Here is a 17,902-nt window from a genome sequence, read left to right on the forward strand (position 1 = left end):
ATGGATGCGGCTGACGAGCTGACCGCCCCGGTCACCATCGGCGTCGAGGCCTACCTCTCCGAGGATTACGCCCGCGCCGAGCGAGACAAGCTGTGGCGCAAGGTATGGCAGCAGGTGGGGCGCGTCGAAGACCTGCCCAAAGTGGGCAGCTACTTCACCTACGACATTCTGGACGACTCGATCGTGGTGGTGCGCACCGCCGATGACGCGTTCACGGCCCACCACAATGTCTGCATGCACCGCGGCCGCCGGCTGGTCGATGTCCCGGACGGCGCCAAAAGTGCTTGCGGACACAAGAAGTCGTTCGTGTGCGGTTTTCACGGCTGGACCTATGACCAGCACGGCGCCTGCATCCACATACCCGAGCAGCCCGACTGGCAAGGTGCGCTGACGCCGGAGAACACCCATCTGGCCCCGGTGCACGTGGACACCTGGGGCGGCTGGATATGGATCAACATGGATCCCGCAGCCGAGCCGTTGCGCGACTACCTTGAGCCAGCCGCCACCATGCTGGACCCCTTCCGGCTGCAGGACATGCGGTGCAAATGGCGAAAGTGGCTGCATTTCCAATGCAATTGGAAGGTCGCGATGGAGGCCTTCAACGAGACCTACCACGTCGCGACCACACATCCGCAGTTCAACCAGTTCGGAAATTTCCGGGGGTGGGCACACGCGCACGGAAAGCACAGCAACATCGGCTACGACGCGCCCAAGGACCTGGAGGAGACCAAGTCCAAGATCCGGTTGGGCACCGGCGCCGACCCCCGCGTATCGACTGCCGAAATGCAGCTGTACACCCTGGAGGAGACCAACGCCACCACCACCAGGACGCTGGTGGAGGCGGCGCGCCGGCTGGTCGATGAACTTCCCGAAGACGCCGCCCCGGACAAGGTGCTGGAACACTGGCTGACGTCGGCGCGCCGTGACGACGCCGCCCGCGGCGTCGTGTGGCCAACCATCGATCCCGAACACCTGGCCAACAGCGGCACCGCCTGGCAGATCTTTCCGAACTTCCAGATCGGCCAGGGCCTGACCACCGCGCTGTGCTACAGCGCCCGGCCGCACGGCTACGACCCCGACCGGTGCATCTTCGAAGCCGCCTGCTACGAGCTGTACCCGACGGGCGAAGAGCCACAGACCGAATGGGAGTATGCGCTGCCCGACGACCCGAACTGGCGCAGCGTGCTGCCGCAGGATTTCTCCAACATGGCCGCGGTGCAGCAAGGCATGAAGTCACTCGGCTTCCGAGGGCCCAAACCCAACCCCTACATGGAACGCAGCACCGCCAACCTGCACCGCAACCTCGCCGAGTACATGGGGACCGGGGCGCCCCGCCGACTAGCAACGGAGTTGGAACGATGAAGGTCAACCTTGGGTTCGGAGCACACAATTCCCACGACTGGGACCGCGTGCTGGCCGGGGATTTCAGCCAGCCCCCCGCCACCTCCGACTGGGAGTGCGTGCAGGCGACGCTCGCGATCGCCGATCTGGCCGAACCGCTCGGCTTCGACGGCATCTGGATGCCCGAGCACTGCGGCACCCCATATGGCATGACACCCAATCCGATTCAGGCGCTGAGCTATTTCGCCGGCCGGACCGAGCGCGTCAGCCTGGGTACCTTCGTGGTGGTCGCGCCCTGGTGGCATCCCGTCCGGCTGGCACACCAGATCGCCTACCTCGACATCCTGTCGAACGGCCGCTACACGACGATAGGGATCGGCCGCGGCGTATCGAAGGGAGAATTCGACGCCGTCGGCGTGCCGCGCGAGGAAAGCCGGCAGCGGTTCAACGAAACACTGGACATCCTGCAGCTGGCGTTGTCTGGAGAAAGGTTCGCCTATGAGGGCGAGATCTTCACGGTTCCCGAGATGTCGCTTCGCCCCGAACCCCGGAGCACGGACCTGGTTTCGCGCATCTACAGCTCCTCGTCGACCGCCGAATCGCTGGAGATCTTGGCGCGCCGCGGCATGGTGCCACTCTTTGTGGGCAACAAGCCGATCGAGGACGCCGGGCGAGAAGTGCAGAAGGTGAACACCTTCCGCAAGGAAGAAGGCCTGCCGCCCTGTCAACCGAAGAACGTCATGTTCATGTACTGCACCACCGGCGACCCCGGCAGGTCCGAGGAGTGGATATGGACCGCCAACCGGGATGTGACGGTGCACTATGGATTCGCCGATGCGTCGAACTTCAAGGGCGTCAAGGGTTATGAGGCCTATGCGGCCCGCGAGGCTACCGCTACGGCGGTGTTGGCCTCATCGGTCACTGGCGACACCAAAGGACCGTCAAAGACGCCCGGCTATCACGCGTCCAACCTGCTGATCGGAACGCCGGAGGAGATCTTCAACCGGATCACCGCCGCTCAGGAAGCGTGCTCGTTCTGCGAGCTGACGATCGTCCCACAGTTCGGCACCATGCCGTACGAGGAGGCCATGGCGAGCACACGGCTGTTCGCCGAGGAGGTGCTGCCCGCCGTCCAGAAAATGGCGGCACCTTTGCACCCCGCGGCGCTGCCGGAGAACGCGCTGGCATGACCGGTAGCTCTGACTGTCCGCCCACCCAGACGCCGGACGATATCGACCTCGAAGCGCTTCGCGAGAAGTACCGGCAGGAGCGCGAAAAGCGGCTTCGGTCAGAAGGTTCCAAACAGTACATCGAACTCGTCGACGACTTCGCGGGCTACTACGAAACCGACCCGCATTCGCCGCCGCTGGTCCGCGACCCGATCTCCGAAGACGTCGACGTCGTCGTGTTGGGCGGGGGCTTCGGTGGTCTGCTGTGCGGTGCGTATCTCAAGAAGGCCGGCGTCGATGACGTCCGCATCATCGAGCTCGGCGGTGACTTCGGCGGCGTCTGGTATTGGAACCGTTATCCCGGCCTGCAGTGCGACAACGAATCCTATTGTTACATACCGTTTCTCGAAGAGCTGAATTTCATGCCGAGCAAGAAGTTCGCCGACGGCACCGAGATCTACGAGCACTGCCGGCGCATCGGAAAGCATTTCGGTCTCTACGATTCCGCGATCTTCTCCACCCAGGTGCGGGCGTTGCACTGGGACGAGGAGATCAACCGGTGGCGGATCGGCACCAATCGCGATGACGACATCCGGGCCCGGTTCGTGGTCATGGCGTCGGGTCCCTTTCACCGGCCGAAGCTGCCCGGCATTCCCGGGATCCAGAACTTCAAGGGTCACAGCTTCCACTCGTCGCGCTGGGATTACGACTACACCGGAGGAGATAGCAGCGGCGGGCTGGACAGGCTCGCCGACAAACGTGTCGCCGTAGTGGGCACCGGGGCGACCGCCGTTCAGATCGTCCCGTTCTTAGGCCGGCATGCCAAGCAGCTGTACGTCTTTCAGCGCACACCGTCGTCGGTGGGCCCGCGCAACAACACTCCTACCGATCCGGACTGGGTGAAGTCGCTTAAGCCCGGCTGGCAGAAGGAGCGCCAACGCAACTTCCACGCCTGGACGTTCGAGGGAATGGTGCTGGGGCAACCCGACTACGTGTGCGACTTCTGGACCGAGCTCGGCCGCAACACCGCGGCCAGGGTGCTCGGTCTGGAGGACCCGGCTGCGATGACGCCGCAGCAGTTCATGGACATCCGTGAGGAGGAAGACTACAAGGTCATGGAGCGGTTGCGGCGCCGCATCGGGGACATCGTCGACGACCCCGGTACCGCCGAAGCACTGAAGCCCTACTATCGATTCCTGTGCAAGAGACCCTGCACCAACGACGAGTACCTGCAGACCTTCAACCGGCCCAACGTGACGCTGGTGGACGTTTCCGCGACTAAGGGCGTGCAATGCGCGACCGAAAAAGGCCTGGTGGCCAACGGAATTGAGTACGAGGTCGACTGCATCATCTATGCCAGCGGCTTCGAAATAACCACAGAACTGCGCCGCAGGTATTCCATCGAGGCGATCGAAGGCCGCGGCGGGCTGTCACTGTTCGACCACTGGCACAACGGATACCAGACGCTGCACGGGATGACCAGCCGCGGATTCCCCAACCAGTTTTTCACCGGCTTCACCCAGGTGGGCATCTCGGCGAACATCGCCGCCAACTACGAGCTGCAGGGCGAACACATCGCGTACATAATCGCAACAGCACTGGCGCGCGGCGCCACAACCGTGGAGCCGAGCCAGCAGGCACAGGACCAGTGGTGCACAACCATCCGGGAGACCGCGATTGACAACAGCCAGTTCGATTTGGAGTGCACCCCGGGCTATTACAACAACGAGGGCGGCGGCCAAGGGGCGGCCGCGGGCGAAGGCATCCGGTCCCACCTCGGCGAACCGTACGGACCCGGGTTCTACGCCTTCGGTGACCTGTTGTCCGAGTGGCGCGACAAGGGCGACCTCGACGGGCTCGTGCTGGGATCGTGATGGCTGAGCTCAGATTCGACAACCGTGTCGCCGTGGTGACCGGTGCCGGACGCGGACTGGGTCGCGCGTATGCCCTGATGCTGGCCGCGCGGGGCGCCAAGGTCGTGGTCAACGACACTGGGGGCAGCCTGACCGGTGCTGGTGCGGACGCCACACCGGCGCACGAGGTGGTGTCCGAAATCGCGGCGGCCGGCGGGGACGCGATCGCCTCGGTCGAATCGGTGGCCACCGCGGCCGGCGGTCAGGCGATCATCGACGCGGCGCTGGAGCGCTTCGGGCGCATAGACATCCTCATCCACAATGCGGGCAACGTGCGCCGCGCTTCGCTGAAGCAGATGAGTTACCAGGACTTCGATGCCGTCATCGATGTGCATCTGCGCGGCGCCTTTCACGTAGTGCGCCCCACCTTTCCGCTCATGTGCGAGGCGGGATACGGCCGCATTGTGTTGACCTCGTCCATCGGAGGCTTGTACGGCAACCATGGTGTGGCGAATTATGCGGCGGCCAAGGCGGGCCTGGTAGGCCTGGCCAACGTCGCCGCCCTGGAAGGGGCCGCCGAAGGCGTGCTGTGCAACGTCATCGTTCCCTCGGCCGTCACGAGAATGGCCGACGGCCTGGACATTTCGGCGTATCCGCCGATGGGTACCGACTTGGTGGCACCGGTGGTGGGACTGCTGGCGCACGAATCCTGCCCGGTCAACGGCGAGCTGCTGATCGCCATCGCCGGCCGGGTCGCGCGCGCCGTGATCGCCGAAACACCAGGGGTGCAGCGACTTTCCTGGTCGATCGAGGATGTCGCCGAGCAGCTCTACGCCATTCGCGACCTCGCCGCGCCACTCGTGTTCCCCGTCGTCCCGAACGGACACGCCGACCACATTCGCTACAGCTTCGAGTCGGCGGCCTGGGCAAGCCGGGAAAGCGCGCACCATGTCTAGGCGCGGGTCTGCCACCGGACCGCTGGCGGGGGTCCGCGTCGTCGATCTGACGGCGATGGTGATGGGGCCCTACTGCACCCAGATCATGGCCGACATGGGTGCCGACGTGATCAAAGTCGAACCCCCGCAAGGCGATGACACGCGCTACGTCTCGGTCGGCCCGGCCCCCGGCATGAGTGGCGTGTTTGTCAACGTCAACCGCGGAAAGCGCGGCGTAACACTGGATTTGAAGTCCGATGCCGGCCGCAGCGCCCTGCGCGCACTGATCGAGCAGGCCGATGTGTTCATCCACTCGATGCGGGCCAAGGCGATTGCCCGGCTGCAGCTGAGCTACGACGAGGTCGCCACCATCAACCCGGCCATCGTTTACACCAACTGTTACGGGTACGGGCGGCGCGGACCCAACCGCGACCTGCCCGCCTATGACGACACGATTCAGGCGGCCTGCGGCTTGCCCGCGGTGCAAGAGCAGCTGACCGGCGAGGCCAGTTACGTCGGGACGATAGTGGCCGACAAAGTGGCCGGCCTGACCGCGCTGTACGCCACCATGATGGCGCTGTACCACCGCGAACGCACCGGTGAAGGCCAGGAGGTGGAAGTCGGCATGTTCGAAGCGGTGGCGTCGTTCATGCTGGTCGAACACGCCAACGGCGCCATGTTCGATCCACCCCTTGGTCCGGCGGTCTATCCCCGCACGGTGGCGCCTAACCGGCGCCCTTATCGCACCAGCGACGGCTACATCGCCGCGCTGATCTACAACGACAGGCATTGGGCGGCGTTCATCGGCGCTGTGAAACCGCCGTGGGCCAGCGATCTGTACGCCAAGCTCGAGGACCGGGCGCGCCAGATCGACGCGGTATACGCGTTGCTCTCCGAGACGCTGGCGCAACGCAGCACTGCGGAATGGCTCGCCCTGTTTCGTGAACTGCAGATCCCCGCCTCCGCGTTGTCCAGTCCCGCAGCGCTATTCGACGATCAGCACCTCAACGAGGTCGGTTTCTTCGAGACCGTGGACACCCGCAATGGGCCGGTGCGCTTCCCCGGCGTGCCGACCTGGTTCTCCCGAACACCGGGCCGAGTCCGGGGCCCCGCCCCGGAGCTGGGCGCCCACACCGCAGAAGTCCTGGAAGAACTCGGACTTAACACGGCCTGCCCGAAGGCCACGTAAGAACGTGGCGAGCGGCAAATGGCGAGGTCGAAGCTAGCGGCACTACCCGCGATGTGATCTAGCTAACAGTGGCAGCCCTATCTTACTCCGGAGTGAGATAGGGCTATTGGATCACCGTCCAATAACTTGAGGTCAATCTCACCGCGGTCGCCCAACCCGCCGGCCACTGACGCGACTGAGGCGTCACCGCCTTGGTTGTGGCCGAACCCGGCAAACTTGTTGCGAGCCTTAGCGTGTCTGCGCGGGATCGCGCGTCCTCGCCCCTAAGCTTGCTGGGATCACGAGGAGGGGCAGCGACGTATCGGCAGCAACTACGGCGCCGGGCGACAAGATGGTCGGGGCGCGCTAACAGCGAGCACTGAGCCGGGCGGGAAGGACTCCGCACCGGCGCGTTCTGCTCGGCGCCGATGGGTGGCCCCGGTGCGCCGCGTCGGCAGGCTCGCGATCTGGGACAAGCCCGAGCGGCGCAACGGCATCCCCGCGCTGGACGGCCTTCGTGCGATAGCCGTCGCGCTGGTCCTCGTCGGCCACGGCGGGATCCCCGGCGTGAGCGGGGGCTTCATCGGCGTCGACGTCTTCTTCGTGCTCAGCGGATTCCTCATCACCTCGCTGTTGCTCGACGAGCTGGGACGCAGCGGCCGAATCGACCTGACCGGGTTCTGGATTCGCCGCGCTCGCCGGTTGCTGCCGGCCCTGATGCTGATGGTGCTCACGGTGGCCGCGGCGCGCGAACTGCTTCCCTACCAATCGCTTACCGGTTTGCGAAGCGACGCCATCGCCGCCTTTGTGTGGCTGGCCAATTGGCGGTTCGTGGCTCAGAAGACCGATTACTTCACTCAGGGCGCCCCACCTTCGCCGCTGCAGCACACCTGGTCGCTGGGGGTCGAGGAGCAGTACTACTTCGTCTGGCCACTGCTGCTGATCGCAGTGACCCTGGTGTTGGCGGCGCGGGCCAAGCGCTATTTCGGCAAGATCACCGTCGGACATGTCCGGTTCGCCGCGTTCATCATCGCCACGCTGGGCGCGATGGCATCGGCGGCCGCCGCCATCGTGTTCACCTCCGATACAACCCGCGACCGAATCTATTTCGGCACCGACACCCGGGCACAGGCTTTGCTGGTGGGCGCCGCGGCATCGGCTTTGCTGGTACGGGATTGGCCATCGCTGAATCGCGGCTGGTGTCTGATCCGGACTCGCTGGGGACGGCGGATCGCGCGCCTGCTGCCAGTCGTGGGTCTGGCCGCGCTGGCGGCGATCACTCACTTCGCGACGGGCAGCTCAACCGAATTCCGCCATGGACTGTTGATCGCGGTGGCCATTGCGGCGGTCCTCGTCGTCGCGCCGGTCGCACTGGAGCAGCGCGGAGTGGTGGCCCGAGTCTTGTCCTGGCGCCCGCTGGTGTGGCTGGGCACCATCTCCTACGGCGTCTATCTTTGGCACTGGCCGATATTTTTGGCGCTCAATGGCGAACGCACCGGATGGTCGGGGCCGGCGCTGTTCGGTGCCCGGTGCGCAGCCACGGTGGTGGTGGCGTTCGTGTCGTGGTGGCTGATCGAACAACCCATCCGCCGCTGGCGACCAGAACGGGTGCCGCTGTTGCCGCTGTCGGCGGCGACCGTGGCGACCGCCGCGGCCGCGACGATGCTGGTCGTCCCGGTAGCAACCGGACCAGAGTTGCGTGAGATCGGCCTGCCGCCCGGCGTATCGGCGGTGGCCGCGGTGTCGCCGTCACCGCCGGGACCGCAAGGGCCCGCACCGGGGCCGCGCGATCCCAACCAGCCGTTCACCGTTTCGGTCTTCGGTGATTCGATCGGGTGGACGATGATGCACTACCTCCCACCGACACCCGGATTCAGGTTCATCGACCACACCGTCATCGGCTGCAGCCTGGTGCGCGGCACCCCCTATCGCTACATCGGCGAAACCCTGGAGCAGCGGGCGGAGTGCGACACCTGGCCGGGCCGCTGGTCAACCCAGATCGGACAGGACCGGCCGGATGTCGCGCTGCTGGTCATCGGCCGCTGGGAGACGGTGGACCGGGTCAACGAGGGCAAGTGGACCCACATCGGCGACCCGACCTTCGACGCATACCTCAACTTCGAGCTGCACCGGGCGCTGAATATCGTTGGCTCCACCGGCGTTCGGGTGCTGGTGGCCACGGTGCCGTACAGCCGCGGCGGCGAGAAGCCGGACGGTCGCCTGTATCCCGAGGACCAGCCCGATCGGGTGAACCAGTGGAATACGATGCTGCGCAACGCTATTGGTGAGCACCCCAACGTCGGGATCGTCGACCTGAACAAAAAGCTATGCCCGGACGGCGTTTACACCGCCAAGGTCGACGGCATCAAGGTGCGCAGCGACGGCGTCCACCTCACCCCCGAAGGGGTCAAGTGGCTGTTGCCATGGCTGGAAGAGTCGGTCAGGTAGTCAATTACCGGTCCAGCAGCTCAATTCCATACTGTCGCTGCGCCGGGCGGGAAAGTTGTAGCTCACATAGCCGTTGTCGGGGTGGCGTACGTAGTCGAGGTAAGGCTGCGCGTCGGCGGACTCGGCGTTGTCGGCAACCACCAATGCACCGGGGGACAATCGCGGTTGCAGCAGCTTGATAACCGGTAAATACAGTTCCTTCCAGCCGTCGAGCAGGGCGAAACCGATGGGTCCTTCCAGGTTCGCCAACGTGTTCAGCGCATCTCCTTCCAGGATGGTGACTACGTCGTCCAGACCGGTTTCACTGAACGTCTGCCGGGCGGCGGCGATCTTCGTCGCGCTCAGTTCGGTGGTCACCACTCGGCCCACGCCGTTGTCGCGCACGGCCGCAGCCAGGTGTAACGCCGAAATGCCGAACGACATCCCGAACTCTACGACCGTAGGCGGGCGGGTGGCCCGCACGAGTGCGTACAGCAATTGGCCGGCTTCGGGCGTCACCGGGATGTAGAACTCGCTCATCGCGTCGGCGCGCTCCTGCGAGTTTGCCGACGTCAGCACCTGTTGCAGCTCGGCGTGCCGGTCGCGCAGCTGCGACATCTGGCTCTTGGTCTCCGCATACATCCGGCTCAGTGCCGTCGCGACTTTAGGTTCCTGCAAGGTAGTGGCCATACCAAGAGTGTGACGTAACGCGTTTGACGAGCGCCATATGCCGGTGTAAACATGGAATCCGCAAACACCTCGGTAGGTGAGGCGTCTGCACGGACACAGGCCACTGACCCCGAACGTCGAGAGACGCCCCGGGTCAGGACAGCTCTTCCCGGCCTAAGGGTTGAGCCCAAGTGGCTTCCGGACGAATCCCGGATACGCCGTGCAGTGCCAAAGCTCCGACGAGAGGGGTGTTCGGCGGTTGACCGCCGTACGTTCATCCCCCCTTTCGTGCAGGTGACTGTGATGACACCCGCGTGTGTCCCGGCCGGAAGGAGGTGAGGGCGAGTTGAACGACATCCCAGGCGATAGTCCCTATCCGAAATCCAACTTGCCCCGATCCGGTTCCGGCATTCCGTTTGCTGCCTGAGCCTTCTCGAGCGTTTGTCGTTGCGCGCATGCATATGTCCTGCCTGCCTCGCGGCAACTGCCCGAGGGCGCTGTAGTCGCGTTCTGAATTGCGTTAACCGGTCGGGCTTCTGACAGGAGCAGACCATGACCACAATGAGCATGAATTTTGTTGCGCCACAGTGTGCAACCGGTGCAAACGGCTTAACCGGTACGCCGAACGGCGGGGGCCGCACGCTGGTGCGACTCGGCCGGCGCCTGAGTGACGCGCTGCGTGCGTCGCTCAACGCGGGCCCCCAGGACCGGGCCGACAAGTACGTAGCGCTGATGCCGACCGCGGTGCTCGCCGCCTGATACCGGCGGCAACGACCGGCGATGCATTCGCCGACAACATTCAGCGGTGGGCGCGGCCCCGCGCCCACCGCTGTGCCCAAACTTGTTCGAGAGAGCGAGAATCCGATGACATTGATCTCCACCGAACTTCGCGATGCCCCCCACGCGACAGGCCTGCAGCCGGTGCTGGACTCGGCGCACGCCGGCGACATCGTCGGTGCTTTCGGACGCATTCGGCGCGACGACACCGGTGCGACCGGCGGTCGCTGGCGTCGCCTGCGGACATTGCTGGTAATCATCGGTCCGGGCCTGATCGTGATGGTCGGCGACAACGATGCAGGCGGTGTCGCGACCTACGCGCAGGCTGGGCAGAACTACGGGATGACCCTGCTGTGGACACTGACGTTGCTCATCCCGGTGCTGTATGTGAACCAGGAAATGGTGTTGCGGTTGGGTGCGGTCACGCGGGTTGGCCACGCGCGCCTGATCTTCGAGCGATTCGGGAAGTTCTGGGGCGCGTTCAGCGTCGGTGATCTGCTGCTGCTCAACGCCCTGACGATAGTGACCGAATTCATCGGCGTCTCAATGGCACTCGGATTTCTGGGCTGCCCCAAGGTGATCGCGATCCCGGCGGCGGCGGTGCTTTTGTTCGCCGTGGTGGCCGGCGGTTCGTTTCGCCGCTGGGAGGGACTGATGTTCCTGCTCATAGCGGTGAACGTAGTGATCGTCCCGATGACGCTATTGGTCCATCCGACGTGGAAGGCGACCATCGGCGGGCTCATGCCGCAGTTCCCGGGCGGGCTGAACTCGACCGTGCTGCTGCTGATCGTGGCGATCGTGGGCACCACCGTTGCGCCGTGGCAGCTGTTCTTTCAGCAGTCCAATGTGGTGGACAAGCGCATCACCACCCGCTGGATCCCCTATGCACGAGCCGATTTGGTGATCGGCATAGTGGTCGTCATGGTCGGGGCGACGGCCCTGATGGCCGTCACCGCATTCGGATTGGCCGGCACCACCGACGCCGGCAACTTCACCGACGCAGCCGCGGTGGCGACGGGATTGACCAATCACCTCGGCAGCGCGGTCGGAGACCTGTTCGCGATCCTGCTGCTGGACGCATCGTTGATAGGCGCGAACGCCATCGGGCTGGCCACCACCTACGCCGTCGGCGACGCCCTGGGCAGGCGCCATTCGCTGCATTGGAAGATCAGCGAGGCGCCGCTGTTCTACGGCGGTTACGCTGCACTGCTGGCCATTTCGGCCGCAGTCGCGTTCAGCCCCGACCACATCCTGGGTTTGGTGACCCAAGGCGTCCAGGCGCTTGCCGGCGTGCTGCTGCCGTCGGCGACCGTCTTCCTGGTCCTGCTGTGCAACGACCGCGCGGTGATGGGGCCGTGGTCTAACACGTTGCGGCAGAATGTCGTTGCGTGGACCATCGTGTGGTCGCTGGTGCTGCTCTCACTGGCGCTGACAGCCACGACCTTCTTCCCGAACCTGTCGACTGTCGCCATTGAAATCGGGCTGGCGGCCGGTGCGGCGCTGGGCGCGGTCGGCGGTGCGGCAGTGGTGGTCGCCGGTCGGCGGTACGGCGACAGTACCCCGCCTTTAACGCGCGCCGATCGCGAACAGCACCGGGTGCATTGGCACACCCCGAACCTGACCGCTCTGGAGCGTCCGGTGATGTCGCCGGTGCGGCGGGCGGGGCTGTTCACCCTGCGCGGCTATCTCGCGCTGGCCGTCGTCTTGGTCGTCGTCAAACTCGTCGAGGCGGGTATGGCCTGAACCTCGTGGCCATGCCGCTAGGCATCTGCCCAGCAATTCTTTGCGAAACGGTCATATTTGCCGATGCGCAACGATAGGCTCTGAAACCGGGACAGCTGCCCGATCCGGCTAGGCAAACAGCGCTCAGGCGGAGCCGGTCGTGTGGCTGCTGGAGGTGACAGATGTCGTACTTGATAGCGGCTCCGGAAATGGTGGCGGCGGCGGCGACGGATCTGGCGGGGGTCGGGTCGAACATCAGCGCTGCCAACATGTCGATAGCTGCGATGACAACGCAGGTGCTGCCTGCCGGCGCCGACGAAGTGTCCTCGGCCATCGCGGCATTGTTCGGCGCGCACGGCCGGGTATATCAGGCGCTGAGCGCCCAGGCCGCGGCGTTTCACGACCAAATCGTGCAGACGCTGACGGCCGGCGCGAACGCCTACGCCGGCGCCGAAGCGGCCAATGCCACGCCGATGCAGGCCGCGCTGAATGCGGCGGCCGCGGCGCCCGCCGGACCGCTGAAGCAACTCGAGCAGATGCACATCGGGTTCAACACCGCCCTGGTGAAGAACGAGCTCGCCTTGAATTCGGCCCTGGTGACCAATGAGGTGGCGTTCGAGCGAAGCATCTTCGGCACCGACAGCGCCCTCAACGGGGCCCTCAACCGCACTTTCAACGCCGGCAACCTGCTGATCGGCACCGGCGAACAAGCCCTCAACACGATCGTGGGAGTACAAGTCCCCGCCAATTTCACCGCTGGCCTGCTGCTGGGCAGTTCGGCCCAGGTCTTCAACGGTGGCCAGATCGGCGGCCTGGTCGGAGCCTTCGACCAGAGCCTGATGGTCCCGACCGACCTGGCCGGTCTCTTCCTGGGCAATACGTCGCCGGCGGCGGCCGCTATTACCAATGCCGCAGCGGCAACTTCGCCGAGCGGCTTCTTCCAGCAGCTCGAAACAGCGCAGATTGGGTTCAACACACAACTCGTCAACGATGAGCTGAACTTCAACCACAACCTGCTCACCCACGAAGTAGCTTCGGAGCAAAGCGTTTTCGGTACCGACAGTGCCCTCAACGGCGTGATCAACCGCAGCTACAACGTTGGTAACCTGTTGATCGGCACCGGGGAGCAAGCCGTCAATACGATCGTGGGAGCCGCGGCCCCCGCCAGCTTCACCGCCAGCCTCCTGACGGGCAGTTCGGCTCAATCCTTCAACGGCGGTGAGATCGGCGGCGTGGTTGGTGCCTTCGATCAAAGCCTGGCTGCCGGCGCCGATTTGGCTGGCCTCATCACCGGCCAGTAGGCGCTCAAATCAGGCCGAGCAACCGCAGATCCGCGACATACTTGTCGATCAGCGCCGCGGTAAGGTGTGGAATGTCCTTGGCAGCACCGATTTTGGCGTTCTGCACGGCAGCGCGGAACACCTCGGTGGGTGCAGGCGCGCCGCGCAACGGCTGCTCTGGCTTGCGGTAGGCCTCGAGTAGCGGCAGCACCGAATGCTGACGCTGGCGGTCCGGCAACGCGCGAAGAGCGGTTTCGAAGCGGCCGAGCCAATCGTCATGATCCTCGATGCGGCGGATGTCGTGGCCGGAGTCAATCAGCCAGTCCACGAATACATCCAGGGACACCCCGTCATCGTGGGGGTTCATCACGTCGAAAGACCGGAAACTCGGCCGCGGCCCAGCAGCCGTTTGCGCACCCAGCGTGGTGACCGCCTCGGCCACGAAATCGGCGGGCAGGCCGTCGTAGTGGGCCCGCGCTCGGTTGCCTTGCGGGTCGGCCTCATAGAACGACCAGGGCGCGATACCCGTCACCAATATGCTGATCATCAACCGGGTGAACATATCTGGCACGTTGAGCTGTCCCGCGTAGCGGCTGTGCGCCAGGATCATGTCCGAACGAAACACGGCCACCGGGAGTCCGCAGAGGTCATGTGCCTCGCGCAGCAGCACCTCACCGGCCCACTTGCTGTTCGCGTAACCGTTTGCGTAGCCGTCGTCTACATGCCGGATCGCGCTGATCTCCCGGATGTCGCCGTCCTCTTCGAACCTGTCCGGATTGATCGACATCGCGACCGCCACGGTCGACAAATAGGTGACCGGCTTGATGCGGGTGGTAATCGCGAGACGGATCAGTTCGGCGGTACCCACCACGTTCGGACCGAACAACTGGTCGTAGGGCAAGACATGATTGACCAGTGCTGCCGGGTGCACGATCAAATCGACGACTTCGGCCAGCCTGTCCCAATCCTGTGGGGCCAGGCCGAGATTGGGCTCACCGATGTCACCGGCAATGACCTCCAGATGATCGGCGGCCAACTGCTGGAAACGTCTCAATAGCTCGGCATCCCCGCTGCGGAAGACACCTTCCAATCGCTGCCAGGCCGCCTCGGCGTCGGTGCCGCGAACCAGGCAGATAAGCCGGCCACCAGCTTCTGCCAGCCGCGCCAGCCATTCCAGACACAGAAAGCGCCCGAGATAACCGTTGGCTCCGGTCAGCAGTACCGTCTGCGGACTACCGGTTGCCCGCGGCAGCGCCGGGGCTTCGGTGAGTGTCTTGTTGTCGATGAACTTGTCCAAACTCAGGTCTGTGGCGTGCACCTCGGAAGCGCCCCGGCCGTGCACCGTCGAGAAGGTCGGCCGCTGGCCACCGGAATGACGTTCGGAATCAACGTATTCCGCCAGCTGCTGCAGGTCGCTGGTCGGACCGATGATCAGCCCCACGGGGACTTCCACATCGAAGAGGTCCTGCAACAAATTGGAGAAGGTCAACGCCGAAAGCGAGTCACCGCCGAGTTCGATGAATTGCATGTCGGGTTCCGGCGGGCCACCGGCCAAACCCAGCAGCGCCTCTGCGGCCCGAGTCAACGTCTCGACGACCGGGCGATCCGCGACGCCCTCCCGCAGCGCGCGGAGTTCGGCCACCCGGGTATCGGCAAGGTCGGCATACAGTCGCTCGAGTCGTTCGCCGTAGTGTTCCTTCAACTTTGGCCGCAGCAGTTTGCCAACCCCGGACAGCAGCCCGTTGTCGGAACTGAAAGGTTCGGTTTCGATCAGGAAATCGACCGGCAGCTCATAGGACTGCAACTGCGCGAATTGTGCTGTCTGACGCAGGGATTCACTCAACGCGGCCTTGAGGCCGGCTGGATCCTCAGAGAACCGGTTCAGCGCCTCAGCAGTCGGCACCACGACCGCCAGCAGGTAGGGGCGTTCGCTGTTGCCGTATACGAAGATCTGCCGGACCGAAGCCGCGCTGGAGAAAACCGCTTCCAGTTGCGCGACGGCGACGAACTCGCCCTGGGCCAACTTCAACACATTGTTTCGCCGGTCGACGTAGATCAGCTGATCCGGCCCGATCTCGGCCATCACGTCCCCGGTGCGGTAGTAGCCGTCGGCGTCGAATGCCTGAGCGGTGACGTCAGGACGCTTGTAGTAGCCGGCCATCGACGTCAGCGACTTCACCAGCAGCTCACCGCGCGGATGAGGCTTGTCGGTATGGAAATAACCGAGCTCGGGGACATCGATCAACTTGTAGTCGACCACCGGGGGCCGGCTCACCACGCCGTCCTTGGTCACCGCGCCCACCTCGGTCAGGCCGTAGCCGTCCATCACGTGCACGTCCAGACACGACTCGATGAAGCTCTTCATCTCGGCGGCCAACGGTGCTGTCCCGCAGAAGCTGGTCAGCACGCGCCCCCCGAGCACCCGGTCGCGCAGCTCCGCTCGTGCCTCCGATTCGGCGACGGCAACTTCGGCGCCTTGGGCGACGCGCCGGTCGACAGCGCTTTGGTAACGCTGGTAAAGCATTTCGGCCACCCGCGGAACCAGTCCCAGCTCAGTGGGCCGCACCAGGTTCCAGTCCTCGAACAATGTGGAAAGATCGCTTTCCGGCACAAAATAACTGGTTCCGCCGGCCTGGAACGCCGATGACAGCGGGATACGCCCGCCGAGATGATTGAGCGGCATGAAGTTGACGTTGATGACGGGCACGTCTTCGTCCGCCATGAACTGGGTGGTCCAGATCTTGGCCACCATCTGTTCGGAATACATTGCGCCCTTGGGCAATCCGGTGCTGCCGGAGGTGTAGAGAATCATCGCCAGTCGCTGATCGGTTTCGCCGGTGTAGATGGGCTCCGGCGGCAGCGCGCGACCACGCTCGATAACTTCGCCGAGTGTTTCGATGGTCACCGCCATACCCGCGGCGGCCAGGGTCGCCTCGGCGCGCTGTAGGCCCTCCCGATGATCGTCGACTTCGGGCCGATAGTCGAAGACGACGAGGCGGCGCAATGCCGCACTGCCCAGAGCCGCTTCCACGGCGATATCGAGATATCCCGCACCCGTGGCAAGGATCTGCGGCTCGACCTCAGCGACGATGGGCTGCAACCGCGCCGCGGTGGTGTTGTGCTGCAACGGCACTGCCACCAATCCGAGATATCCGCAAACCAGGTCGAGGGTGAGATAGTCGGCACTGGCAAACCCGACCGTGGCCAGGAAATCGCCGGGGTTGGCCGGATTGACCGGGTCGCTACGCCAGGCGCTCGCGATCGCTCGCACGTTGGCCCATAGATCGCGGTAGCTGATGGTGTCGAACCTGGGTAACAACTGCGCGATGGTGCGGCCGGTCGCGGGATCCGGCGTCAGTGTGCGCGCGCGCCAGCCGAGTGCGGGTCGGTCTGCGTAACCCTTTACCAACGTCTCGATGATCTGGTTCAGCCGAAGGCCCGGTTCGCGAATCGCCGCGCGGATCGCGGCATCTGGCTTGGCGAGTCGCTCGTCCTGATGCGCGGTCATGGTGAGCCTTTCGTTCGCGTCAGTCTCTAGCGCAAACCAGCCTGATGCCACACCTCTTCCGCATCGGATGTGTGACCGTCGCCACAGCGCCGACAGGGCGGGCGAACGTTAGCCGACGACCTCGATCGGATCGCCGACGTTGACGGTGTTGAAGTACCACGCCGCGTTGTCCGGGCTCAGATTGATGCACCCGTGACTGACATTGGCGTACCCCTGCGAGTTCACCGACCACGGTGCCGAGTGCACGTAGACACCGCTCCAGGTGACCCGAACCGCGTAGGAGGCGGTGATCAGGTAGCCGTCGGAGGAGTTCAGCGGGATGCCGATGGTCCGCGAGTCCATCACGACCGTGCGCTCTTTCGACAGCGCGGTGAAGTTGCCGATCGGCGTGGGACGACTGGGCTTGCCCATCGAAGCGGGCATGGTACGCAACACCTCTCCGTTGCGGCTGACCGTGAAGGTGTGTGCGGAGATGCTGGCGACACCGAGCAGTTCGTCACCGGTGTCGAAGCCCTCCGTGAGTTCCTGAACGCCTACCGAAACATGGCTGTGTGCGGGCCAGTAGTGATCTGGAACCCATTGCACGACGCTGCTGTTGACCCACTCGAAGCGTCCGGTCATGTCTGCTGGTGAGATGACCCGGATGGTCCGTTCCACGGCACGGCGATTGGTCACCGGCGCAGTGAACGTCACGACCACCGGGTGTGCCACGCCCACCACCGCACCGTCGGCCGGCAAAATCGAGGCAACGCCAGGGGTGGGGGTTGGGACCGGAACCGCGCCGGTAGCGGGATTACCCGAGACCGCTACGGCCATTACCGTGATCGCAACCATAACGAATAGATAACGAACCGCTCGACGCATGGCGTTTACCCCTCGAGATGGCGTGATCGACACAACCACATCTTAGTGGCTGTCTACCCATTGCGGGCTGTAGCAAACAATTCTGGCTAGCGATTCCGCTTAGCTCGGCGGCCCGAAGTGCCGGCAATCCAAGTCGTTGCCGGTCCGGTGCCGACGCGTTAGCCTCAGCGAGATCGTTGCCCGACGAGA

At 64.6% G+C, this 17,902-nt stretch carries 12 protein-coding genes and 1 riboswitch; of the genes, 9 read left to right on the forward strand and 3 right to left on the reverse strand.

Features of this window, described 5'->3' with window-relative positions; genetic code table 11:
- From AWC27_RS24970 to AWC27_RS24995, 6 genes are all read left to right on the forward strand, one after another.
- Entirely contained in the window at positions 1 to 1,362 is a 1,362-nt protein-coding gene (locus AWC27_RS24970) for an aromatic ring-hydroxylating oxygenase subunit alpha (RefSeq protein WP_085672935.1), read from the forward strand.
- Entirely contained in the window at positions 1,359 to 2,531 is a 1,173-nt protein-coding gene (locus AWC27_RS24975) for an LLM class flavin-dependent oxidoreductase (RefSeq protein ID WP_085672936.1), read from the forward strand. The genes AWC27_RS24970 and AWC27_RS24975 overlap by 4 nt, the downstream gene beginning before the upstream one ends.
- On the forward strand, positions 2,528 to 4,384 hold the full coding sequence (locus AWC27_RS24980; RefSeq protein ID WP_085672937.1) for a flavin-containing monooxygenase: 1,857 nt from the start codon (positions 2,528 to 2,530) through the stop codon (positions 4,382 to 4,384). The genes AWC27_RS24975 and AWC27_RS24980 overlap by 4 nt, the downstream gene beginning before the upstream one ends.
- Complete coding sequence (locus AWC27_RS24985) at positions 4,384 to 5,319, forward strand: SDR family NAD(P)-dependent oxidoreductase (RefSeq protein WP_085672938.1); 936 nt, start codon at positions 4,384 to 4,386, stop codon at positions 5,317 to 5,319. The genes AWC27_RS24980 and AWC27_RS24985 overlap by 1 nt, the downstream gene beginning before the upstream one ends.
- Entirely contained in the window at positions 5,312 to 6,487 is a 1,176-nt protein-coding gene (locus tag AWC27_RS24990; protein WP_085672939.1) for a CaiB/BaiF CoA transferase family protein, read from the forward strand. Before AWC27_RS24985 ends, AWC27_RS24990 begins: the two co-directional genes overlap by 8 nt.
- A 420-nt stretch (positions 6,488 to 6,907) precedes the next feature.
- Positions 6,908 to 8,914, forward strand: coding sequence for an acyltransferase family protein (locus AWC27_RS24995; RefSeq protein ID WP_085673181.1), 2,007 nt, complete (start codon positions 6,908 to 6,910; stop codon positions 8,912 to 8,914).
- Here AWC27_RS24995 and AWC27_RS25000 read toward each other — a convergent pair whose 3' ends face one another.
- The gene (locus AWC27_RS25000) at positions 8,915 to 9,583 is read right to left on the reverse strand and encodes an O-methyltransferase (RefSeq protein ID WP_085672940.1); all 669 of its coding nucleotides are present in this window, start codon (positions 9,581 to 9,583) and stop codon (positions 8,915 to 8,917) included. It lies immediately after the preceding gene.
- Between the two features lie 61 nt (positions 9,584 to 9,644).
- A riboswitch (M-box (ykoK) riboswitch) is annotated at positions 9,645 to 9,817 on the forward strand.
- A gap of 297 nt (positions 9,818 to 10,114) precedes the next feature.
- Between AWC27_RS25000 and AWC27_RS25005 the strand changes: the two genes are divergently transcribed.
- The 3 genes from AWC27_RS25005 to AWC27_RS32930 all read left to right on the forward strand — a co-directional run bounded on the left by AWC27_RS25005 (position 10,115) and on the right by AWC27_RS32930 (position 13,362).
- The gene (locus AWC27_RS25005; protein WP_085672941.1) at positions 10,115 to 10,321 is read left to right on the forward strand and encodes a hypothetical protein; all 207 of its coding nucleotides are present in this window, start codon (positions 10,115 to 10,117) and stop codon (positions 10,319 to 10,321) included.
- Between the two features lie 105 nt (positions 10,322 to 10,426).
- Positions 10,427 to 12,082 carry an NRAMP family divalent metal transporter gene (locus AWC27_RS25010; RefSeq protein WP_085672942.1) on the forward strand — a complete coding sequence of 552 codons (1,656 nt, stop codon included), beginning with the start codon at positions 10,427 to 10,429 and terminating at the stop codon, positions 12,080 to 12,082.
- 161 nt (positions 12,083 to 12,243) lie between these two features.
- The gene (locus AWC27_RS32930) at positions 12,244 to 13,362 is read left to right on the forward strand and encodes a PE family protein (protein WP_085672943.1); all 1,119 of its coding nucleotides are present in this window, start codon (positions 12,244 to 12,246) and stop codon (positions 13,360 to 13,362) included.
- 4 nt (positions 13,363 to 13,366) lie between these two features.
- Here AWC27_RS32930 and car read toward each other — a convergent pair whose 3' ends face one another.
- The gene (car, locus tag AWC27_RS25020; protein ID WP_085672944.1) at positions 13,367 to 16,849 is read right to left on the reverse strand and encodes a carboxylic acid reductase; all 3,483 of its coding nucleotides are present in this window, start codon (positions 16,847 to 16,849) and stop codon (positions 13,367 to 13,369) included.
- Between the two features lie 108 nt (positions 16,850 to 16,957).
- Positions 16,958 to 17,713: a L,D-transpeptidase gene (locus AWC27_RS25025; protein ID WP_085672945.1), complete on the reverse strand. Its 756-nt coding sequence runs from the start codon at positions 17,711 to 17,713 to the stop codon at positions 16,958 to 16,960.
- Positions 17,714 to 17,902: the final 189 nt, after the last annotated feature.

Origin of the sequence: Mycobacterium szulgai (assembly GCF_002116635.1) — a bacterium.
GTDB classification, from domain to species: Bacteria; Actinomycetota; Actinomycetes; order Mycobacteriales; family Mycobacteriaceae; genus Mycobacterium; species Mycobacterium szulgai.